We start from the raw sequence: 21,123 nt of genomic DNA, 5'->3' as shown, positions 1-21,123 counted from the left end.
CCGCGACCCGAAGGACCGTACGTTCCCGGCCGGTTACCAGTCGCCGTCCTGTACGGGTTTGCCCGGCCTCGGGGCGTTGCCGAGCGGCTCGACCTGCCCGGGCGACGGCTCCTCCCACGGGGTGTGGTCGTCCCCGAGCCACTCCCCCACCGGCTTGACCCCGCTCAGGGCGTCGGCCGGCGCGAGGTCGGCGGCGGACTCGTCGTAGTGGTCGAACCAGGGCAGCCCGGCCCGGGTGTAGGCGGCCCGGTCGACCGGCGAGGGCGGGGCGTCCTCCCCGGTGATACGGCGCCACGCGGGCGGCGGCACGAGGTGGACGAAGACCCGCCCGGCCGGCTCCCCGGCCCAGTCGGACAGCGGCCGCTCGTCCCGGTAGACCTCCTGGCGCATGGAGCCGCCGACGCCGAGCCCCATCGCCGGAGCCGCGGGCGTCCTGCCCACAGGACGGGGCGCGCCGGGAACCGCGCCCGGCTGCGCCATCATCGGCGCGGGCACCGGGCCGCCGTAGCCCGCGAAGCCGATGGAGCCCGTGGAGCCCGGGGCGGGCGGAGCCCCGTAGAGCCCTTCGCCGCCGACCGGCCGCGGCGGCGTCAGGCGCGCCCGCTCAGCCTGGCGCCACCTCGCCAGCGCCGCCGCCCCGAGCGGGAACGCCTGGAGCTGGACGCCGCCGGTGGTCTCCTCGCCGGTGACCTGCCCCTCGACCGTGGCTCCGAGCCCCAGCGGTACGGCGACGAACTGGCGCACCGTCCCGTCCCCGGAGTTGATCCCGTCCAGCCACGGCTGCCGGGGCAGCACCACGTAGTTCTGCGGATCGCGCGCCAGGCTTCCCGTCCAGCGCTCGCCGGATACGGCGCACACCTTGCCGACCCCGACCTGGAGGGCGGCCGGCTCGCGGGTCCCGCCGAAACTGAGCCACATCGCTTCGCGCAGGTACACGGGCAGCATCACGCCGCCCTTCGCCAGCCACTCGGGCGGCACCGTGTCCGGGTGGTCCTCCACCCGTCGCAGCGGGAACTCCCCCAGCCCCGGCGGCAGTGCGTGGGTGCCCGACTCAGGGAGCCTCAGCGTCCGGATAAACCGGATCTGTACCCCTTCGCCCAGTAGCAGCGCATTCCCGTCCACGCGTACGGACCCTGTTCCCACGCCCGCCCCCATCTCCCGCTCCGGCCCGGTTCAACCGGAGGATCTGCGACTGAACCGGATCGTTATCCTCAAGTTTCGCTCAAATCTAGTGACGCTGTGCCCGCGGGCTTCCTAGCTTCCTCGTACACACGTATCGACGTCACCCGCGTTTCCGCGGTTCCACACGCCCCGGCGATCCCGGTGGCTCCTCCCGCGTTTCCCAGGAAAGAGTGCAGCATGAAGGTTCCCCAGGCCGGTGCGGTCGCCGCAGTGATCGCCATCGCCCTGACCGCCTCCGGGTGTGTCTTCGGCGATGAGGAGGACCAGGGGACCCTCTCCATCGGCATCAAGTTCGACCAGCCGGGCATCGGCATGCGGGAGACCGGCGGCACCTTCTCCGGCTTCGACGTGGACGTCGCCACCTACGTGGCCAAGGAGCTCGGCTACAAGCCGGACCGGATCGAGTTCAAGCAGGTCCTCAGCAACGACCGCGAGCTGCTCCTGCAGTACAACGAGGTGAAGTTCGTCGTCGCGAGCTACTCGATCAACGAGAAGCGCAAGGAGAAGGTCGACTTCGCCGGCCCGTACTTCGTCGCGCACCAGGACCTGCTGACCCGTGCCGACGACACCTCCATCAACAAGGCCGAGGACCTCAACACGAAGACGATGTGCTCGGTGACCGGCTCCACCTCGGCCGAGAACCTCAAGAAGAACCTCGCCCCCAAGGCGGCCCTGCTGGAGCTCGGCGGCTACTCGGACTGCCTCGTCGCCCTTCAGGAGAGCCGCGTCGACGCAATGACCACGGACAACGCCATCCTGGCCGGGTACGCCGCCCGCAAGGGCAACGAGGGCAAGTTCAAGCTGACGGGCCAGAGCCTCAGCAACGAGAACTACGGCATCGGCGTCAAGAAGGGCAACAAGGAGCTCCAGCGCAAGATCAACGACGCGCTGAAGAAGATGGTCAAGGACGGCTCCTGGGAGGCGGCCGTGAAGAAGAACTTCGGCCCGAACTACAAGTACGAGCCCGCTCCGGCGATCACCACGGTCAGCTGACGACAGCCGGGGGCGGGGCCGTTCCCCCGCCCCGCCCCCGGCCCCGGTGGTCAGACCACCGGGGCCTTGCTGCGCAGTACGGTCAGGAACTCCCTCATCCAGCGTGAGTGGTCGGGCCAGGCCCGGGCCGAGACCAGGGTGCCGTCGACCACGGTCTCGGAGTCCTCGAACTCGGCCCCGGCCGCCTTCATGTCCAGCTCCAGAGCCGGGTACGCGGTCACGCGACGGCCGGTCAGGCCCCCGGCCGCGGCGGTGATGAGCGGGCCGTGACAGATCTGGGCGATCGGCTTGTCGGAGTCGGCGAAGGCCGCCACGATGCGCCGCACCTCGGGATCGTTGCGCAGGTACTCCGGCGCCCGGCCGCCCGGCACCACCAGGGCCGCGTAGTCCTCCGTGACCACCTCCGTGAAGGACAGGTCGGCCGGCCAGGTGTATCCGGGCTTCTCGGTGTAGGTGTCGAAGCCCTCCTCGAAGTCGTGGACCACGAACCGCAGCTTCTTCACCTGCGGCGCCGCGATGTGGACCTCGTACCCCTCCTCGCGCAGGCGCTGGTACGGGTACAGGACCTCCAGCGACTCGGCCGCGTCGCCGGTCACGATGAGGATCTTCACTGCCATGGGCTGCTCCAGATAGGGCTGGTCGTGGTCGGTCCGGCCCCGCCCGGGGCCACCCCTACCCTGCCCGCCGCGGACAGCCTGCACACACGAAGATCCCCCCTACCGACACGTGGTTTTCACCTGTTCGGCACATGACAATGTGACCCTCGCTCTGCCACTGACACTCCGCCAATTCCCCGGGCGGGGACGGTGCGTATGGAGAGGTACCCCCCACCCGATGAGAATCTCGCGCCTGACCCCCTGGGCGGCCGCCCTCGCCGCCGCCGCCCTGTTCGCCGTACCGGCGGCCGCGTCCGCCGGCCAGCAGCGCACGACCACTCCCGAGAACCCGACGGCCGCCGCGGTGGACCCGTACGCGGACTACTACGCGAGCGCCCAGGGCAAGACCGGGGCCGCGCTCAAGACCGCCCTGCACACCATCATCAAGAACCAGTCCAAGGTGACCTACGACGGTGTGTGGAACGCCCTGAAGGTCACCGACCAGGACCCGGCGAACCCCAACAACGTCATCCTCGTCTACTCGGGCCGCTCCCAGTCCAAGGCGACGAACGGCGGCGGCGTCAACGACTGGAACCGCGAGCACGTCTGGGCCAAGAGCCACGGCGACTTCGGCACCGCCACCGGCCCGGGCACCGACCTGCACCACCTGCGCCCGGAGGACGTGACCGTCAACAGCACCCGGGGCAACAAGGACTTCGACAACGGCGGCAGCCCCGTCAGCGAAGCCCCCGGCAGCCTGACCGACGCCGACTCCTTCGAGCCGCGGGACGCGGTCAAGGGCGACGTGGCCCGGATGCTGCTCTACATGGCCGTCCGCTACGACGGCGGCGACGGCTTCGCGGACCTGGAGATGAACGACAAGGTCAACAACGGCTCCGCGCCGCTCTTCGGCCGGATCAGCCTGCTGAAGCAGTGGAACCAGATGGACCCGCCGGACGCCTTCGAGCAGCGCCGCAACCAGGTCATATTCGACACCTACCAGCACAACCGCAACCCGTTCATCGACCACCCGGAGTGGGTCAACTCCATCTGGTGACCCGGTGCGGCCGCCGTCACGGCGGCCGCCCCGTCCGGTGGCAGCCGGACGGCCTACGGGAGGTAGACCTCGTCGAGGGTGTCGATCGCCCCGTCGGCGCCCAGGTGGTAGCGGAACGGCAGCCCGGAGTCCGGGTGGGCGACCACCCAGTCGACGAGCTGCTGGACGCTGATCTTCTTGGGCGCCGAACCCTCGACGACCGGGGCGGTGGCGGTGATCCCGGCGTCGTCCGCGAGAGGGAGGAAGGTCTCCTTGCCCACCGGCTCGAAGTACGTCCCGTCCCCGTCGGGAGTGCAGCCCCAGTTCCCGTGATGGACGATCAGATGGTGCGCGGCACCCTCGGGCGTGTACCGGCGGACGGCGATCAGGTCGGGCGCGATCGGCATCTTGTGGTCGCAGGTGGCACCGGACCCGGGGGTGGCGGAAGCGCTCTTCTTCGCCGTCGCGGCGGTCGCCGTTGCCTTCGCGGGCGACTTCGACGCCGAGGGCGTCACGGCGGTGGCGGAGGAGCCGGCGGAGGGCGTGGCCGTGGCCGACGAGCCGGTCGGGCCGGCCTCGGAAGCGGCCGGGGCCGCGTCGTCACCGCCCTGGCAGGCCGTGAGCCCCAGCATCCCGCACGCCGCGAGGGCGGCCAGTCCGGCCCGCCCGCGCGCCCGTCTCCGGCTGCGCACCACTCTCATGCCGTCTCCCTTTGCCACGTCGAAGCGGAGCGTCAACGTAGCGCCGGGATCAGGCCGGAACGATGGCCGAAAGTCGTTCGTCACCGGCCCGGTGTCGGACTGTTGCAGATCGCGGACCTGTGTCCCCGCTCAGAGCCGGTCGGCGAGGGACTGGAAGCCGGACCAGGGCAGCTGGGGTGCGCGGGAGTCCCAGACCTTCTGGGAGAGCGCGGCCAGCGGCAGCCGGATGCCCTCCGCCACCTGGGCCTGGGTCTGGGCGCCGGACAGGTCGGCCCAGACCGCGAGGCGCCCGCCCAGGATCTGGTCGCCGTAGGAGGCCGGCACGGGGGTGGTGCCGCGCAGGACCAGCGGTGTCCACTGCTCGTAGATCCGCCGGCCGGTGGGATAGGTGAACTCGTTCGGCTCGCCGAGCACGTAGTACAGGTACTCGTCGTTGAGGTTCACCAGCTTGCGGCCCTCGCGCAGGTACTCCAGCGGCGGCCGGGCGCCGATCTCCTTGCCGGTCCAGTACTCGACCTGGATGTCCTTGGCCGCGCTCGTCACCCCGCCCGAGAAGAAGCCGTCGTTCCACGCCTTCAGCGCCTTGCCCGACGGGCGGACCACGTCGGCGCGGTCGTTCAGCCAGCCCGTGGCCAGGTCCTGCACGCGCGCCGAGGGGCCGTACCGCTGCTGCGCCGCGCGGGCGAGCTGCGGGAAGGAAGCCTGCGGGTCCCGGTAGACCAGCGCCTGGTACTCGTCGGCGCCCAGGTGCCAGGCTCCGCCGGGGAACAGCGGCCGGTACTCGCGCAGCAGGTCGTCGACGAGCTTCGCGGCCGCCGGGTTGGATATGTCCACCGCTCCCTTGACCGCCCTGCCCTGTACGTCGCGCAGTTGCAGGTCGGGGTGGGCGCGCAGCACCGCGCCGAGGTGTCCGGGCGAGTCGATCTCGGGGACCACGGTGATGTGCAGCCGGGAGGCGAGCGCCGTGATCTCACGCACCTGCGCCTTGGTGAGGTGCGGAGTGGAGACGATCTCGGGGTGGGTGTCGGACTGGATGCGGAAGGCCTGGTCGTCGGAGAAGTGCAGGCCGAGCTGGTTGAGTTTGAGGTCGGCCATCTCGCGCAGCCGGTCCTCTATCCAGTCGGGGGTGAAGTGCTTGCGCGCTATGTCGAGGTTGAGGCCGCGCTGGGGCTTGGCCGGGGCGTCGTTCACGGTGCCCTCGGGTGCCGAACCGGCGCTCTTCACCGCCTGTTTGAGGGTGCGGGTGCCGTAGAAGACCCCGGCCTCGTCGGGGCCCTTGATCCGGACCGTGCGGTCCTTGACGGTGAGGGTGTACGACTCGGGCTTGCCCGCACCCCCGAGGGAGAGCTCCACGTCGCCGGCGCGCGGCGCCGCCGAGTCGCCGTACTTGAGGCCCAGTTCCCCGGCAAGCAGTTTGGCCTCGTCGGACAGGGCGGCGGCGTCGCCCTGTGCGACGACCACGCGGGCGTCGGGGGCGGGCTTCCAGCCGGGGCCGCGGGCCGGCGCGTGCTCCCGTACGGCGGGGATGGTGCGCGGAGCGGTGGACAGCGGGTAGGACTGCGTCGGGGCGGGGGTGGGGGTGGGGGTGGGCGGTGTCGGGGCGGCTTCGGCCGGGCCGGCCGCCGTCGTGGAGGAGCCCGGGGCGGCGGGGGCACGCGCCTCGTCCGAGGCGGCCGTGCAGCTCGGAACGGCGAGAGTCACCAGCGCGGCGGCCGTTGCCGTCGCGATGGTGTGGACCCTCCTGTGAAGCCTCGGTTTCCGCATCATGCACCTGTGTCCCCGTACCCAACCTGGCACGGGGGACACGGGCGCGCGACCCGGCGGTGTCAGACCAGGGCGTCGAGCGCCGTGGCGGCGAGGGCGTGGTCCAGGTCGGGGGCTCCGCCGCCGACGCCGATGGCACCTACGAGCCGGCCGTCGCGGTGGACGGGCAGCCCGCCCGCGATGAACAGCAGGGGACGGTCCAGGGCCGTGGGCAGCGTGTGGAAGGGGCCTCCGGGGCGGACCGCGTCGACGAGGTCGGCGGTGGGCGCGTTCAGCTGGAGGGCCGTGTAGGCCTTGCGGATGCTGGTCTCGCCGGAGATCAGTACGGCCCGGTCGTCACGGCGGAAGGCGAGCAGGTGGCCGCCGGCGTCGAGGACGGTGACGCTGACCGTGGCCCCGGCCGCTTCTGCGGCGGACTTGGCGACGCCGACGAGCAGCTCGGCGTCCTCGGTGGTCAGGGCGGCGACGGCGGTGCGGGGGGAGGTGGACATGCCGGTTTCTCCTTGCGGGGGTTGCGTACGGGGATGAGGGGTGGATCAGTGGCGGGCGGGTGCGGCGGCGGTCGCCTCGCGGGCCGCGGCTGCCGCGACGACCCGGCCGGCGCGCCCGGTCGTACGGCGTTCCAGTGCGCCGGAGACGAGGGCGAGGACCAGGGCGGAGGCGGCCAGCGCCGCGCCGACCCAGTTCGGGGCGGTCCAGCCGAGTCCGGCGGCGATCACGAGCCCGCCGAGCCAGGCGGCGAGGGCGTTGCCGAGGTTGAAGGCGCCGATGTTGACGGCAGAGGCCAGGGTGGGCGCCCCGGCGGCCTGGTCCAGGACCCGCTTCTGGAGCGGCGGCACGGTCGCGAAGCCGAGGGCGCCGATCAGCACCACGGTGACGGCGGCGCCGGCCTTGGTGTGGGCGGTGAGCGTGAAGACGGCCAGGGTGACGGCGAGCGCGCCGAGGGACACGTACAGCATCGGCATGAGCGCGCGGTCGGCGTACCGGCCGCCGATGAGGTTGCCGGCGACCATGCCCAGGCCGAAGAGGACGAGGAGCCAGGTGACGGAGGAGTCGGCGAAGCCGGCGACGTTGGTCATCATCGGGGTGATGTAGGTGATCGCGGCGAAGACGCCGCCGAAGCCGAGCACGGTCATCGCCATCGCGAGCAGCACCTGCACGTTGCGGAAGGCGGCGAGCTCCCGGCGGATCCGTACGCCGCCCTCGGGCCGGGGCAGTTCGGGGACCAGGCGGGCGATGCCGAGCAGCCCGGCGACACCGAGCGAGGCGACGATCAGGAAGGTGACGCGCCAGCCGAGGGTCTGCCCGACGAAGGTGCCGAGCGGGACGCCGACGACGTTGGCCACGGTCAGGCCGGTGAACATCATGGCGATGGCTCCGGCCTTCTTCTGCGGGGCGACGAGTTCGGCGGCGACGACCGCGCCGATGCCGAAGAAGGCGCCGTGCGCGAGGGAGGCGACGACGCGGCCGGCCAGCATGACGCCGAAGGAGGGGGCGAGGGCGGAGAGCACGTTGCCCGCGATGAAGAGGCCCATGAGCAGCATCAGCATGCGCTTGCGCGGGATGCGGGTGCCGAGGACGGTCATGAGCGGCGCGCCGAGGACGACGCCGAGGGCGTAGCCGGTGACCAGGAAGCCCGCGGTGGGGATCGAGACGCCGTACGTACCGGCGACCTCGGGGAGCAGGCCCATGATCACGAACTCGGTGGTGCCGATCCCGAAGGCCCCGACGGCGAGGGCGAGGAGTGCGAGAGGCATGGGGGAGGTGCCCTTCAGGGGAGGTGGCGGTGCGGGTGCAGCAAGCGGCACACGATTGCGATCGCCGCTTACATGCGTCCACATTAATTGCAGACGCGAGATATTTGCAAGCGCGGGCTATTGCAGACGTGCCCTATCCTGGGATCACACACCCCGCACCCGGCAGCACGCTTCGACGGAGGAAGCCCATGACGGCCACGGACAGCGCGCTCACCGCCCTCTCCCAGGGCTGGTGCGCCCTCTCCCTCCTGCACGGGCGGATCGAGACGCACATCGAACGGGCCCTGCAGGCCGGGCACGGCCTGAGCGTGCGCGAGTACTCGCTCCTCGACGTCCTCAGCCGCCAGCACAGCGGCCCGGGCGGGCACCTGCGGATGCACCAGGTCGCCGACTCGGTGGTGCTCAGCCAGAGCGCGACGACGCGGCTGGTCAGCAGGCTGGAGGACCGCGGCCTGCTGAACCGCTACATCTGCGACACCGACCGCCGGGGCATCTACACCGACGTGAGCGAGGCGGGTCTGGCCCTCCTGGCCGCGGCCCGGCCCACGAACGACACCGCGCTGCGCGAGGCCCTGGACGAGGCCTCGCGCAACCCGGAACTCGCCCCGCTGGTGTCGGCCGTGGAGAACCTGCGCCGCTGACCCCGGCGCGGCGCCGGATACCGGCGCGGTCCGGCTCCTAGCGCGGACCGCCGGTGGCCGGCGGCGAGGAGGTCACCGCCCGGCCCGACGGGGTGGACGGGACCGCCGACGGCGAGACCGACCCCGAGCCCTTCGAGGGGGGCGCGGTCGGGGGGCTCGCCGACGCGGCCGGAGGATCCGATTCCACCGGGCGCCCCGACGCGTCCACGCCCGGGCTCGGCTGCGCCGACCCGGCGGAACTCGGCGAGGGCGTCGGCGAGGACTCCGGGGACGGGCCGGGACCCGTGACCTTCGGCGGGGTGGCCGGAGGCGTCGGGCCGGGCGCCGGATCCGGGGCGAGCAGCAGGTAGCCGATCCCGGCGGCCGCAACGGCCGCCAGACCCGCCAGGGGCAGCGCGAACCGCCGCAGCCTTTCCACGGGCAGCCGCCTCACCTGCGGTCCCGGCGGATCCGCGGGGCGCAGCCGGCGGACGTCGATGCTGTCCGCGCGGGCGTCGAGGGCCTGCCGCAGCCGCCGCTCGACCGGCCGTTCGGCGAGGCGTTCGCCGTCACGCGTCATATCCGTCCCTCCAGAATCCGTTCCAGCGCGTCCAGACCGCGGCTCGCATTGGACTTGACCGCTCCCCGGCTGATCCCGAGGGTGGCCGCGATCTCCGCCTCGCTGAGGTCGGCCCAGTAGCGCAGCACCAGGACCTGGCGGCGGCGCGCCGTGAGCCGGCCGAGCGCGGCGAGCACCTCGCGGTGCGCCTCGTCCAGGACCACGTGGTCCTCGGCGGACGGCACGTCGGCCTCCGGCGACGGGGTCCAGGCCCGTACGGTGCGCCGGCGGCGCAGTACGGAGCGCGAGGTGTTGACGACCGCGGTGCGCAGGTAGCCGAGGGCGTTGTCGACCTCGGTGATCTGCTCACCGTGGCGCCGGTACAGGGCGGTGAAGGCGTCCTGGACCACGTCCTCGGCCGTGGCCAGGTCGTCGACGAGCAGCACCGCCAGCCGGACCATCCGCAGCCGGTGCGCGTGGTAGAGCTCGGTGACGGTGGGCGGCTGCGGTTCGCCGTGGCCCGTGTGCCCGTACGGGTCTCCGTACGAGGACCCGTCCGGAGGCCCGTACGGGTCCTCGTGCGACCGCGGCGAGGCCGGCGGGGCGGAACGCTCTCGGCGCAGCAACGACCACAGGCCCCGCCACGCCCGGCCGAAGCCGGGCGTGAGGGGGCCGACGGGTGGTGCGAGGTGGAGCACGGGAATCCTCAGTTCGCGCGGCGCCGCACGGCGTACAGGGCTCCGGCGCCGGCGAGGACCAGACCGGTGGCCCCCGCCCCGAGGGCCATGGTGGTCGCCGAGGAGCCAGTATGCGCGAGCTCGGCCCCCCCGGCGGCGGGGCCCGCCTCGGACGGGGAGGCGCTGGGCCCCGGACCGGGCGTCCCCGGGCTCGACGCGTCGACGCTGGGGGCCGCGCTGGGAGCGGCGCCGGGAGCCGCGCTCTTCGCGCCCGAACCCTCGCTCGGCGGGGTGCTGACCGAGGGAACCGGCTTGGCCCCGCCCCCGCTGGGAGAGGCACTGGCCGGGACGCTGACCGACGGAGCGGGCGCGGGCGAGCTGCCGCTCGCGGCGGAGGCCGGACCGGCGAGGGAGACGGCCACTGCCGCCGCGGCGGCGATCACGGCCGTCCGACGGACGGCCAGGGGGGCGCGCAGGGCACGCTTCAGGTTCTTCACGGTGGTTCTCCACGGTCGGGTCGAGGACGCGGGACTGCGCCCTTCACCCCCGCACGACGCGCGACCCTCCGGGAGGTTGCCGCCGATCCGGAAAAACTTGTCGCCCGGTTCCCGGCAGCCCGCGCAGGGCGGTACCCAGGGTGGCGACGCCCTCCTCGATCTCGCCGGCCGAGCCCGCCGCGTAGCCGAGGATCAGGCCCGGCGGGCCCGGCCGGACGCGGTGCCACGACAGCGGGTGGGTCTTGACGCCCAGGGCCAGCGCCGCCGAGGCCAGGGCCGTGTCCTCGAAACCGGCCGCGTCAAAGGTGACCATCAGGTGCAGGCCGGCCGCCGCGCCGTGCACCCGGGCCCCCGGCAGGTGGTCGGCGAGGGCCCGGAGCATGGCGTCGCGGCGACGGCGGTGGCGGCGGCGGACGTGGCGCAGGTGCCGCTCCAGCTCGCCCGAGTCCATCAGCCGGGCGAGGACCAGCTGGGCGAGGACCGGGTTGCCGAGGTCGGCGTAGCGCTTGGCGGCCGTCACCGCGTCACGCAGCCGCGGCGGCACGAGCAGCCAGCCCAGGCGCAGGGCGGGGGCGAGGAGTTTGGAGACGCTCCCGGCGTAGCAGACGGCCTCGGGGTGCAGGGCGCGCAGCGCGGGGACGGGGGCGCGGTCGTAGCGGTGCTCGGCGTCGTAGTCGTCCTCGATGACCAGGCCCCCGGCGGCCGCCCAGCCGAGCAGGTCCCGGCGGCGCCCGCCGTCGAGGACCACCCCGGTCGGGAACTGATGCGCCGGAGTGAGCAGCACGGCCCCGGCCCCGCTCGCGCGGAGCCCGGCCACGTCGAGCCCGGCCTCGTCCACCCGTACGGGAACGGTCTCCAGCCGCCCGTACTCGAGCTGCTGCCGGGCCCCGAGCGAGCCGGGGTCCTCCACCGCGACCCGGTGCACGCCCTCCTCGCGCAGGACCTGCGCCAGCAGCCCCAGGGCCTGGGCGACGCCCGCGACGATCACCACCTCGTCGGGGTCGGCGCGGATGCCGCGGTTGCGGGCCAGCCAGCCGGCGACCGCCTCGCGCAGGGCGGGCGCGCCCTGGGGGTTGCCGTAGCCGAAATCCGCCGGCGTCAGACCGGCGAGCACCCGCCGCTCGGCCTGCAGCCAGGCCGTACGGGGGAAGGCGGTGAGGTCGGGGACCCCGGGCGAGAGGTCGATCCGGCAGGGCACGGCGCGCAGGGCGTCCACCAGCCCGCCGCGGTCCGGGGCGGGCGTCGGCCCGGCCGCCGGCGGCGGGGCGGCGACCACCACGGTGCCGCCCCGGCCGCGGCCGCGGACCTGGCCGGTCTCCGCGAGCCGCTGGTAGGCCTCGGTGACGAGCCCGCGGGAGACGCGCAGTTCGGCGGCGAGGACGCGGCTGGCCGGGAGCCGGCTGCCGACGGGCAGCCGGCCGTCGGCGATGGCCGCGCGGAGCCGGCCCGCCAGCCAGTCGGTGCGGCCGCCCGGCGGGGCCTGGCCGAGGTCGAGCTGGAGGAAGTCCGAGCCGCTCGGGCTTTTGGACCCCTGCATCACGCCTTCATTGGACCTGCTCATCGGACCATTGTGGAGCCACGCTGGATCTCATGCAGAAAACCTCCACGACGAACACGACCACGACCACGACCGGAGCCTCCACCGCCTTCCGGGACCTGGCCCCCGGCATCGCGGGGATGGCGCTGGTCGGCAGCAGCGTCACCGTCTCCCGCTCGCTCGTCGACGCCCCGCTGTTCGCACGCAGGCCGTCCGGTACGCCGCCGCCGCGCTGTTGCTGTTCGCCCTGGCCCGGGCCGCGCGGGTGCCGGTCCTGCGGCCGCGCGGGCGGGAGTGGCTGTGGCTGGCCGGGATCGCGGCCACCGGGCTGGTGCTGTTCAACGTGGCCGTCGTGCGCGGGGTGGCGCACGCCGAACCTGCCGTCATCGCCGTCGCGGTGGCCTCCGTACCGATTCTGCTGGGGCTGATCGGCCCGTTCCTGGAGGGGCGGCGGCCCAGCCGCCAGGTGCTGCTGGCGGCTCCGGTGGTGGTGGCCGGGGCGGTGCTGGTCGAGGGGACGGGCCGGACGGACGCCGCTGGGGTGGGCTGGGCCGCGGTCGCACTGGGCTGCGAGGCCGGGTTCACCCTGCTCGCCGTGCCGGTGCTGCGCCGGCACGGCGCGTGGGGGGTGTCCGTGCACGCGGTGTGGCTGGGGGCGCTGATGCTGGCGGGGCTCGCGGTGGCATTCGAGCGCCCTGCCGACCTGGGCTCGCTGGGGCCGGTCCAGTGGGGGGCGGCGGGGTACCTCGCCGTCATGGTGACGGCGGTGGCCTTCCTGCTCTGGTACCGCACGGTGGCCTCCGTGGGCGCGGGCCGCGCCGGGCTGCTGACCGGGGTCGCGCCGCCGGCCGCGGCCGGCGCCGGGGTCCTGACCGGCAGCGGGGTGCCGGGACCGGCGGTGTGGCTGGGGCTGCTGGTGGTGGTCGCGGGGCTGGCCCTGGGCCTGCGCCCGGGCCCGACCCCCGCAACGCCCGCGCGGACGCCCCGCGGTGCCCACGCGGACTCCGCGCGGTGACCGGGTGGCCGCATCCCCTTGAGGGCGCCCGGGCTCGTGGATCACAATCCGCAGATGCCGACGCCCGCTCGCCACGCGCCCCCGTACAGCAGCTGGATGCGGTACTTCTCCCCCACCGCCAACCACCGCAGGCTCGGCCCGGTCTGCCTCGGGGTGGGGGTCCAGCAGGGCGTGCTGCCGGTGGTCGGGCCGCGCGCGCTCGACCACCACGTCGCCGTGGTCGTCACCCGCGGCCGGGGCTGGTTCAGCCACGGGGGCCGGCCGCCGCGCCGGTGACCGCGGCCGCGCTGCTGTGGCTGGTGCCGGGAGTGGAACACCACTACGGGCCCGATCCGCTGACCGGCCGGACGAGTGCTTCGTGGACTTCGCCGGGCCCGCCGTGGCCGCGTACACCGACCGGGGCTACGTCACCCCGGACCGCCCGCTGGTGCCGTTCGGCGCGACGGCCGGGGTGCAGCACGTCGTCGACGGGATCGTCCGGGCCGCCCGGCGCGGCGGACCGCTGCTGGAGGTCGAGGCCGCGGCCGCCGTGCACGGGCTGCTCGTGGCCCTGCGCTGCGCCCGTGCGGAGACGTCCGGGCACGGGGACGCCGTGATGGACGCGCTGGCGCGGGACGCCCTGCTGCCGATATCCGTGACCGAGCACGCCGCCCGCCTCGGGATGCCGCTGCCGCAGTTGCGCCGGGGTGTGCGGCGCAACTGCGGGGAGGGGGTCAAGGAGTACCTCCTCGGGATCAGGCTGAGCCGGGCGAAGGAGCTGCCGGCCCGCACCGACCTGCCGGTCGCCGGGAACGCCCGGCGGGCCGGCTACGAGGACCCGGCCCACTTCAGCCGGCTGTTCAGCCGCCGGGTGGGCATGGCACCCGTACGCTTCCGCGCCCAGCAGTCGGTCCGGGGGCCCGCCCGGTGACGTGCCCGCCTGCCGGCCGCGGGCCGTCAGCGCAGGATGCCCGCCGCGCGGGCGGCGCGCACCCAGGACGGGAACTCCGACAGCAGCCGGTCGTACAGCTCCGGGTCGGGAAGCCGGTCGATGTCGTCGACCGCGAAGAAGCCCACGTTGTCGACCCGCCGTCCGGGCAGGGTGTCGAAGTACTCCAGGACCCCGTACTGGGCCCGGCCCAGGCCGATGAACTGCCAGAACAGCGGCTCCTCGACGGCCTCCCGCAGCTCCCGCTCGATCTCGGCGTTGCGGTAGACGCCGCCGTCGGAGAAGAAGAGCACCAGCGTCGGGGCGGGCACCGGGGGGTCCCGTACGAAGGCGCGCACCTGCGCGATGACCTTCTGCTCCTCGTTGCCGATGCCGACCGCGCGCATGTCGACCTGGCCGGGGACCAGCCCCTTGGGCGGTTTCCGGCGCCCGAACAACCCGATCTGGCCGACGCGTACGTGCAGGCGCAGCCATGCGGGCAGCTCGCCGATCTCCAGGTCCGGCAGGCGGGCCGGGTTCGTGGCGAAGGTCCAGGCCTGCATCTGCCCGTCGTCGTCGAGCTGTGCCGCGACGGCGGCCATGCGCTCGGCTACGCCCGCGACGGTGCCGCGGGTGTAGTGGCCCGCCATCGAACCGGAGGCGTCGAGGACGAGGACGACGCGGGCGGTCAGGGTCGTGACGCCCTGTTTGCGCAGGCTGACCGCGACCTGCTGCTTGCGCAGGGAGAGGAGTTCGCGCACGGCGGGCGGCAGTTGTTCCTCGCCCTTGGCCATCCGTACCGTCGGGGCCGGCGGCGGGGGCGGGGGTTCCGGTGCGGCCGGGGCCGGGGCGGGCCAGACGACCGGCGCGGGGACCGTCGGGGACGGAGCCACCGGGGCGGCGGGCCGCGGGGCAGCGGGCCGCGGCTCCTCGTCCACGGTGATGCCGAAGTCCCGCGCCAGCCCGGCCAGGCCGCTCGCGTACCCCTGGCCGACGGCCCGGAACTTCCAGACGCCCGCCCGCCGGTAGAGCTCTCCGCTCAGGAAGGCCGTCTCCGGTCCGGCGTCCATGTCGAAGCGGGCGAGCTCGGCCGCGGACACCGCGTCCAGCAGCCGCAGGTGCAGCCCGGGGACCTGGCCGAAGGTGCCGCCGTCGGCGGACGCGCACAGCACGACGCGCTCGATGCCGGGTTCCAGCGTTCCCAGGTCGACCCCGATGGTGTCGGCGCCGGGCTGCTTGCCGAGGTGCCGTACGGCTCCGGACGCGTGGCGCGGCTGGTTGTAGAAGACGAAGTCGTCGTCGGAGCGGACCCGTCCGGCCGCCGTCAGCAGGAGTGCGGACGCGTCCACGTCCGGCACGCCGGGCCCGGCCGACCAGCAGAGCACGGCCCGCACGGAGGTGGCTCCGACGGCCAGGTTGGCGCCTTTGTGCAATGTCGTCACGGCACCCAGTCTGCCTGCCGGAGCCCGCTTCTACGGCCGGTATCCGATGTTGAGTTCCGCGATCGAGGTCCACGGATTGCCGGCCACCTCGCTGGCGGCCCGGAGCCTGACGTAGCGGGCGGTGCGCGCCGTGAGGGAGACGTCCCGCTGAGCCGTCGTGTTCGGGAAGGTCCCGGTGGCAGCGGCCGTCCCCCAGGTGATCCCGTCGGTGGACGGTGAACACCTGGTGGCCGGAGACACGTCCGTTGCTCTGCGACTGCCGGGGCAGGTAGTGCAGGGCGCAGACGTCGTAGGCGGCGCCGAGGGTGATCTCGTGCGGCATGGGTGCGGTGGCGGCGTACCACGGGGTGTGCCAGATCGTGGCGGCGTCGCCGTCGAGGACGTTGGCGGCGGCGCCGTCCTCACCGGCGGTATCCTGGCTGTCGACCGCCTTGACGCCCATCTGTCCCTGGGAGACGAGGAGTTCGCCGCCGCCGGCCGGTCCGACGTCGTCCGCGGTCAGGTCGTCGAGGATCAGATCGGCCTCGTTGTGGGAGTCCTCGGGGGTGACCTTCCGTACGCCGATCCAGGCGCCGGCGGTGAAGGTCCGGGTGAAGGGGGCGGGCGTACCGGCCTGGTCGAGGGTGGTGGCGGTTTCGGTGGTCCCGGATCCCGTGACGAACCGGTAGTCGCCGCTGAAGCCGCTCTCGCAGGAGAAGGTCACCTTGTACGAGCGCCCCTGGTCAGCCGCAGGGTCTGCGGGAGGGTGCGGTAGACGAGTCCGGAGTGTCCGGAGGGGTCAGGCGGATGCGGGGACCAGGACGACGGCCGTCCCGTACGCGCACACCTCGGTCCCGACGTCGGCGGCGTCGGTGACGTCGAAGCGCATCATCAGCACGGCGTTCGCGCCGCGTGCCTTCGCCTGCTCGATGAGCCGCTCCATGGCTTGGTTGCGGGTCTGCACCAGGGTCTTGGTGAGGCCCTTCAGCTCGCCGCCGATCATCGACTTCAGGCCCGCGCCGATCTGGCTGCCCAGGTGGCGGGAGCGCACGGTGAGGCCGAAGACCTCGCCGATGACCTGCTCGACCCGGTAGCCGGGGACGTCGTTGGTCGTGACGACGAGTACGCCGGTCTCTTGTGCCCCGGCCCCGCCGCCGTAGTCTTCGATACCCATGCCACCCACTCTCGCCCGGGCCGCCGCCGCCCGCATCCGGGGAGCCGCGCGGTCACGGCATTCGGGCGGCGAGGCCGAACTCGTGTGCCACGACGACGGCCTGGGCGCGGCTGGACAGCGCCAGCTTGCTCATGCAGCGGTGCACGTGCGTCTTGACGGTGGCCGGGCTGAGGACGAGCCGTACGGCGATCTGGGCGTTGGACAGTCCGGCGCCGACCAGGGCGAGCACCTCGCGCTCGCGCGGGGTCAGGGTGTCCAGGCCGGGGCGCGGGGCCCGGGCGGCCGGGGCGGCGTAGGCGTCGATCAGCCCGCGCAGGGCGCGGGGGCCGAACAGCATCTCGCCGGCGTGCACGGTGGAGATGGCGGCGAGGAGCCGCTCGGGCGGAGTGTCCTTGACGAGGAAGCCGCTGGCGCCGACCCGCAGCGCGAGGAAGACGTGCTCGTCGGAGTCGAAGGTGGTCAGGACGAGCACCTTGGGCCCGCCGTCCGCGGGGTCCTCCCGGCCGGCCAGGATCCGCTCGGTGGCGGCGATCCCGTCGGTGCCGGGCATCCGGATGTCCATGAGGACGACGTCGGGCCGGGTCTCGGCGGCGAGCCGGACCGCCTCCTCGCCGTCGCAGGCCTCGCCGACGACCTCGTAGCCGGGTGCGGCGGTCAGCAGCGCGGTCAGTCCGGACCGGATCAGGAACCGGTCATCGACGACGAGCACGGACGGCATGCGCTTCACCCCCTCCCGGTTGCGGCACGGGGACCCGTGGGCTGACCTCGGAGCCGCCCTCGGGGGCGGGCTCGGCGGTCACCGTGCCGTGGTGGATCGTCGCCCGTTCGCCCATGTCGATCAACCCCTGACCGGCGGTTTCCGGGTGGTGGCGCCGGCGTGTCCCGCCGTGCGCGCCGGTGCCCCACAGGAGTACGGCCAGGGTCGTGATACCGCGGCCCGGGCCGAGGCCCCGTGCGGGCGCGGCGAGCCGACGGCACACACGATCCCGCCGGCGGTCGGAAGCCCGGCGCGGATCCGGACCGCGGCCGGACGTCTGACGAAGTGCACGTCACCCCCCTTGTGTACCCCCCTGGTTGTTTAGCGTCGACACCCAAGGTGGTAGGCCGGTCTCAACCCGTGGATGGGCGCGGCCGGGCGCGGTCCGCCCGTAGATCTGCCTCCGCCGGTTCACCGGCCGGCACCGGCCCTGTCCCCCCGGGGCTCCGCTGCGCGGCCGTGCCCGTCCGGGGGCGGGCACGGCCGCCGCGACGCGACGGCACAGGTTGGTCATATCGGGCTAAACCACGGTGAGCCACCGGGGCTACGGCCCCCGCCCTCGTCATAGTCGTGCCTGGCAACCGCCTGGTTGCCGCCACGCGCCGCGCGACGCGGCCGGGCGGACGTCTTCGTAGAGGAGCCGGCTCATGCTGAAGCCCACCAGAACCATCCTCGCTCTCGCCACCGGAAGCCTGGTTCTCGGTCTGGCCGGAGCGGGCGCCGCCGTCGCGGACGACGGTGACGACGTGCCGCCGCGTGAGATCGTCGTCGGTGACGGCCAGCCCGGCACCTACCCCGACTTCAAGCACGCCATCGGCAAGGTCGTCTCCAAGGGCCCGCTGAAGGTCCGCAGCAAGCCGACCACCCACTCGCAGTCCCTCGGCCACGTGTACCCGAACAACAAGCTCGAGATCGAGTGCAAGAAGTACGGCGAGAAGGTCGACGGCAACCGCATCTGGTACCGGCTGTACGACGACGAGAACCTGATGAACGGCACCGACAGCGCCGGCCGCGCCGCCTACGACAAGGAGCGCTGGGTCTCCGCGCGCTACGTCAAGAACCTCTCCGAGGTCAAGTACTGCCGCTGACCCCGGGTCAGTCCGCCGGGCGTACGGTACGGGGCCCCACGCACTCCACTCCGTACGCCCGGACCCGCTCGCGCAGTTCCCGGTCCGCCGTGACCACGACGCAGCCGCGGTCCGCATGGGCCGCGGCCAGTTCCACGATCCGGTCGTCGCCGCTCCCGGGGGCCGCGTCCACGCGTACCCCGGGAACGGACTCGACGCCCCGGGCGGCGCCTTCGACGACGAGGATGATCTCCTCGTCGCCGTCCCGCCCGGCCAGCCGGTCGCGCAGCCGCTCGGCCGCGCCCCGGCGGTCCCGCCACCAGCCGTCGGGCACCGAGCCGACGACGTTCGCGCCGTCCACGATCAGCACGCCCGGCATGACGGCTAGGGCCTGTTCTGAGTTGAGATCACGGGATCGGTCATTCTCGCTTCAGGAGGGTGCTGGCCGGGGTAGACCGGTCGCATGACTCGTGATGATCTGACCGATGCCGAGTGGGAGTTGATCGAGCCGCACCTGCCGCTGGGGGCGTTCGGACCGATCCCTGACCTGCGCCGCTACTTCAGCGCGGTGATGTGGAGGTTCCGGACCGGCAGTCCCTGGCGGGATGTGCCGGAGAGCTACGGCTCCTGGTCGACGATCTACGACCGGTTCCGGATGTGGGCGCGTGACGAGGTCTTCCAGACCCTCATGGACGCGATGATCGCCGAGGCGGAGGCTCGCGACGATGTCGATCTCAGCCTGGTGAGCGTGGACTCGACCGTTGCTCGGGCGCATCACCACGCGGCGGGCATGGCGGTCGCCCCGGAGCTCCTTGAGGATCTGGAGAAGGCCGTGGCGGAGGAAAAGGGGCTGCAACAAAGGGACAAAACGACCCCGTAGGCGAGGGATCCGCGGACAGGGAGGACCCCGAGCGGGAACAGCGCCGAGCCGTGCGCCGGCGCCGCAGGGCCCGACTGCGGGCCGCCGAACTGGGCCGCTCCCGGGGCGGGCTCACCAGCAAGATCCACCTTGCCGTCGAGCGGCGCTGCCGCCCGCTGTCCATCATCCTTACCCCCGGGCAGGCCGCGGACAGCCCGCACTTCATCCCTGTCCTCAAGAAGATCAAGGTGCGCGGCCGGATCGGCCGCCCCAGGACCCGGCCGGACGCAGTGGCCGGCGACAAGGCGTACTCCTCCCGAGCCAACCGCGCCCACCTGCGCAGACGCAACATCAAGGCGGTGATCCCGGAAAAGGCCGACCAGGCTGCCAATCGCAAGAAGAAGGGACGCTCCGGCGGCCGCCCGGTCAGCCACGACGGCACGCTCTACAAAGATCGCAACACCGTCGAGCGCGCCATCAACAAGTTCAAGGAATGGCGGGGGCTGGCCACCCGCTACGACAAGACACCTGAGAGCTATGCCGCCGGGCTCCACCTGCGCGGATCCATCCTCTGGTTACGCAGCCTGCCAGCCCTCCCGTGATCTCAACTCAGAACAGGCCCTAGTACTGCAACCGCATGTGTGGGTCGTGGCCTCGGCGTTGGTAATGGCAGCGGCGGGCTCGGGCCTGGCTGCGGCGCCGGAAGCGTGACCAGTGCAGACGGTGCTCGTTGCTGTGGCAGCGGGGCGTGACGACGACGTGCCCGATCATCCGGCGGATCTCCGGGACGCTGAGGGGTATGAGGTCTTGCTCGTCATCTCCGCTGCCCCTTTTGCGGCTTCTGCGGCACGGATGGCCGTGAGGTAGGCCAGGACGGCCATGGCCAGGGTGATGTGCCGGTACCAGGCCCGGTAGAGCCGCACCTGGTAGTGATCGAGCCCGCATTCACCCTTCGCGGTCTGGAAGCATTCCTCCACCGCCCACCTGGCTCCGGCGGTCCTGACCAGGTCTTTCAGCCGGGAAGTGACGGGGCCATAGCAGACGTAGTAGGCGATGTCGGTGGGGTCGGACAGATTGCGGCGGGCGAGCACCCAGTGCCCGGATCCGCCCTCCCAGGCGGGCCGGATCGCGACGCGGGCCCAGTGGTAGATCCGCTGGCCGTGGGCGCCTGCTCCGGCGGAGATCCGCTTCCATGCCTGCTTCGGCAGGGCCGCGATCAGCTCGTCGACGCGGGCGTCCCGGCCGTCGGCGGTGATCACGGTGTCGTTGACCTTGGTGGCCAGCACATACGCGGCCTGGCGTTCTTCCAGCCAGGCGCGGAAGTGCTTGACCTGCCCGTATGCCTCGTCCGCGGTCACCCAGGCGAAGGGAACAGCCGCGTCGATGGCGCGTTGCAGCATCCACTTGAGGTGCTCGATCTTCGTGGCGAACGGCACGGTGTCGTCGATCCCGGCTGCCCGGCAGCGGTCGCGGTCGTCCGTCCAGGACTTCGGGACGTAGAGTTCCCGGTCGATCAGCGCCCGCCCTTTGGCGGATGCGTAGGCGAGGAAGGTGCCGATCTGGCAGTTCTCGGTGCGGCCAGCGGTGCCGGAATACTGCCGCTGGACCCCTGCTGACCTGGTGCCCTTCTTCAGGAACCCGGTGTCGTCCCCGATGAGCACGCCATCCTTGGCGCCGATGGTCTCCACGACGAAGTCCCGGACATCGTCGCGGACCGCGTTCTCGTCCCATTCGGAGTGGTTGAGCAGGCGTTGCACACCGTCCGGGCGGAGCTGGCCGACCTGCTCGGCCAGCGTCCACCCGTTCTTCTTCTCTAGCGGCGCAAGCAGGCCCGTCATGTAGTCCAGAGCCCGATCACGTGGCTCCGACCTGCCAAAACGATGCCCGAACCGGGCATGCAACCCCGCTACACCCTCGGACCACGACTCGATCTGCTCAACCGTCAGCGATTCATCACACAGTCACAACAACGAGCAACCTCACCGACCGTCACGCCACATGCGG

The 21,123-nt window shown here is 72.9% G+C and carries 21 protein-coding genes and 2 pseudogenes; 7 read left to right on the top strand and 16 right to left on the bottom strand.

Annotated elements, in window-relative coordinates:
• Positions 1 to 33: 33 nt before the first annotated feature.
• Positions 34 to 1,155: a hypothetical protein gene (locus tag OG332_RS45135; RefSeq protein WP_442816314.1), complete on the bottom strand. Its 1,122-nt coding sequence runs from the start codon at positions 1,153 to 1,155 to the stop codon at positions 34 to 36.
• A gap of 204 nt (positions 1,156 to 1,359) precedes the next feature.
• Between OG332_RS45135 and OG332_RS45130 the strand changes: the two genes are divergently transcribed.
• Positions 1,360 to 2,175, top strand: a complete 816-nt coding sequence (locus OG332_RS45130; RefSeq protein WP_327418891.1) for a glutamate ABC transporter substrate-binding protein — start codon at positions 1,360 to 1,362, stop codon at positions 2,173 to 2,175.
• A gap of 50 nt (positions 2,176 to 2,225) precedes the next feature.
• On the opposite strand, the gene OG332_RS45125 is transcribed toward OG332_RS45130, so the two are convergent.
• Entirely contained in the window at positions 2,226 to 2,792 is a 567-nt protein-coding gene (locus OG332_RS45125; protein ID WP_327418890.1) for a DJ-1/PfpI family protein, read from the bottom strand.
• Between the two features lie 217 nt (positions 2,793 to 3,009).
• Between OG332_RS45125 and OG332_RS45120 the strand changes: the two genes are divergently transcribed.
• Positions 3,010 to 3,828: an endonuclease I family protein gene (locus OG332_RS45120; protein ID WP_327418889.1), complete on the top strand. Its 819-nt coding sequence runs from the start codon at positions 3,010 to 3,012 to the stop codon at positions 3,826 to 3,828.
• A gap of 53 nt (positions 3,829 to 3,881) precedes the next feature.
• On the opposite strand, the gene OG332_RS45115 is transcribed toward OG332_RS45120, so the two are convergent.
• From OG332_RS45115 to OG332_RS45100, 4 genes are all read right to left on the bottom strand, one after another.
• Positions 3,882 to 4,508 (bottom strand): hypothetical protein, encoded by a 627-nt coding sequence (locus OG332_RS45115; protein WP_327418888.1) that lies wholly within the window; start codon positions 4,506 to 4,508, stop codon positions 3,882 to 3,884.
• 129 nt (positions 4,509 to 4,637) lie between these two features.
• Complete coding sequence (locus OG332_RS45110; protein WP_327419566.1) at positions 4,638 to 6,272, bottom strand: beta-N-acetylhexosaminidase; 1,635 nt, start codon at positions 6,270 to 6,272, stop codon at positions 4,638 to 4,640.
• Between the two features lie 62 nt (positions 6,273 to 6,334).
• Positions 6,335 to 6,763, bottom strand: coding sequence for a GlcG/HbpS family heme-binding protein (locus OG332_RS45105; RefSeq protein ID WP_327418887.1), 429 nt, complete (start codon positions 6,761 to 6,763; stop codon positions 6,335 to 6,337).
• Between the two features lie 45 nt (positions 6,764 to 6,808).
• Positions 6,809 to 8,029, bottom strand: coding sequence for an MFS transporter (locus OG332_RS45100; protein ID WP_327418886.1), 1,221 nt, complete (start codon positions 8,027 to 8,029; stop codon positions 6,809 to 6,811).
• A 188-nt stretch (positions 8,030 to 8,217) separates the two neighbouring features.
• Between OG332_RS45100 and OG332_RS45095 the strand changes: the two genes are divergently transcribed.
• Complete coding sequence (locus OG332_RS45095; protein ID WP_327418885.1) at positions 8,218 to 8,670, top strand: MarR family winged helix-turn-helix transcriptional regulator; 453 nt, start codon at positions 8,218 to 8,220, stop codon at positions 8,668 to 8,670.
• Between the two features lie 37 nt (positions 8,671 to 8,707).
• Here OG332_RS45095 and OG332_RS45090 read toward each other — a convergent pair whose 3' ends face one another.
• The 4 genes from OG332_RS45090 to pdxR are packed head-to-tail and all read right to left on the bottom strand — an operon-like array spanning position 8,708 to position 11,943.
• On the bottom strand, positions 8,708 to 9,229 hold the full coding sequence (locus OG332_RS45090; RefSeq protein WP_327418884.1) for a hypothetical protein: 522 nt from the start codon (positions 9,227 to 9,229) through the stop codon (positions 8,708 to 8,710).
• Complete coding sequence (locus OG332_RS45085; protein WP_327418883.1) at positions 9,226 to 9,906, bottom strand: RNA polymerase sigma factor; 681 nt, start codon at positions 9,904 to 9,906, stop codon at positions 9,226 to 9,228. Before OG332_RS45085 ends, OG332_RS45090 begins: the two co-directional genes overlap by 4 nt.
• Before the next feature lie 8 nt (positions 9,907 to 9,914).
• Positions 9,915 to 10,382, bottom strand: a complete 468-nt coding sequence (locus tag OG332_RS45080) for an LPXTG cell wall anchor domain-containing protein (protein ID WP_327418882.1) — start codon at positions 10,380 to 10,382, stop codon at positions 9,915 to 9,917.
• A 43-nt stretch (positions 10,383 to 10,425) separates the two neighbouring features.
• Positions 10,426 to 11,943, bottom strand: a complete 1,518-nt coding sequence (pdxR, locus tag OG332_RS45075; protein WP_327418881.1) for a MocR-like pyridoxine biosynthesis transcription factor PdxR — start codon at positions 11,941 to 11,943, stop codon at positions 10,426 to 10,428.
• A gap of 211 nt (positions 11,944 to 12,154) precedes the next feature.
• On the opposite strand from pdxR, the gene OG332_RS45070 reads away from it, so the two are divergent.
• Together OG332_RS45070 and OG332_RS45065 are read left to right on the top strand one after the other, a co-directional pair.
• Positions 12,155 to 12,934 carry an EamA family transporter gene (locus OG332_RS45070; RefSeq protein ID WP_327418880.1) on the top strand — a complete coding sequence of 260 codons (780 nt, stop codon included), beginning with the start codon at positions 12,155 to 12,157 and terminating at the stop codon, positions 12,932 to 12,934.
• A 54-nt stretch (positions 12,935 to 12,988) separates the two neighbouring features.
• Positions 12,989 to 13,844, top strand: a pseudogene (locus OG332_RS45065) (helix-turn-helix domain-containing protein).
• 26 nt (positions 13,845 to 13,870) lie between these two features.
• Here OG332_RS45065 and OG332_RS45060 read toward each other — a convergent pair.
• The 4 genes from OG332_RS45060 to OG332_RS45045 all read right to left on the bottom strand — a co-directional run bounded on the left by OG332_RS45060 (position 13,871) and on the right by OG332_RS45045 (position 17,154).
• The gene (locus tag OG332_RS45060; protein ID WP_327418879.1) at positions 13,871 to 15,283 is read right to left on the bottom strand and encodes a VWA domain-containing protein; all 1,413 of its coding nucleotides are present in this window, start codon (positions 15,281 to 15,283) and stop codon (positions 13,871 to 13,873) included.
• A 30-nt stretch (positions 15,284 to 15,313) separates the two neighbouring features.
• Positions 15,314 to 15,523: a discoidin domain-containing protein gene (locus OG332_RS45055; RefSeq protein WP_327418878.1), complete on the bottom strand. Its 210-nt coding sequence runs from the start codon at positions 15,521 to 15,523 to the stop codon at positions 15,314 to 15,316.
• 538 nt (positions 15,524 to 16,061) lie between these two features.
• Positions 16,062 to 16,436 (bottom strand): YbjQ family protein, encoded by a 375-nt coding sequence (locus OG332_RS45050; RefSeq protein WP_327418877.1) that lies wholly within the window; start codon positions 16,434 to 16,436, stop codon positions 16,062 to 16,064.
• A 52-nt stretch (positions 16,437 to 16,488) separates the two neighbouring features.
• Positions 16,489 to 17,154 (bottom strand): response regulator transcription factor, encoded by a 666-nt coding sequence (locus OG332_RS45045; RefSeq protein WP_327418876.1) that lies wholly within the window; start codon positions 17,152 to 17,154, stop codon positions 16,489 to 16,491.
• Positions 17,155 to 17,840: 686 nt separating this feature from the next.
• Here OG332_RS45045 and OG332_RS45040 point away from each other — a divergent pair.
• On the top strand, positions 17,841 to 18,281 hold the full coding sequence (locus OG332_RS45040; RefSeq protein ID WP_327418875.1) for an SH3 domain-containing protein: 441 nt from the start codon (positions 17,841 to 17,843) through the stop codon (positions 18,279 to 18,281).
• Between the two features lie 7 nt (positions 18,282 to 18,288).
• Here the strand turns inward: OG332_RS45040 and OG332_RS45035 are convergent, their stop codons facing one another.
• The gene (locus OG332_RS45035; RefSeq protein ID WP_327418874.1) at positions 18,289 to 18,639 is read right to left on the bottom strand and encodes an NTP pyrophosphohydrolase; all 351 of its coding nucleotides are present in this window, start codon (positions 18,637 to 18,639) and stop codon (positions 18,289 to 18,291) included.
• A gap of 84 nt (positions 18,640 to 18,723) precedes the next feature.
• Here OG332_RS45035 and OG332_RS45030 point away from each other — a divergent pair.
• Positions 18,724 to 19,721: pseudogene (locus OG332_RS45030) on the top strand (IS5 family transposase).
• Between the two features lie 165 nt (positions 19,722 to 19,886).
• On the opposite strand, the gene OG332_RS45025 reads toward OG332_RS45030, so the two are convergent.
• On the bottom strand, positions 19,887 to 21,050 hold the full coding sequence (locus OG332_RS45025) for an IS701 family transposase (protein WP_327419097.1): 1,164 nt from the start codon (positions 21,048 to 21,050) through the stop codon (positions 19,887 to 19,889).
• Positions 21,051 to 21,123 lie beyond the last annotated feature (73 nt).

This window comes from Streptomyces sp. NBC_01233 (assembly GCF_035989305.1).
In the GTDB taxonomy this organism is placed as follows: domain Bacteria; phylum Actinomycetota; class Actinomycetes; order Streptomycetales; family Streptomycetaceae; genus Streptomyces.
The sequence above is the reverse complement of the archived record's forward strand: the minus strand, read 5'-3'. Positions and strand labels throughout refer to the sequence as shown.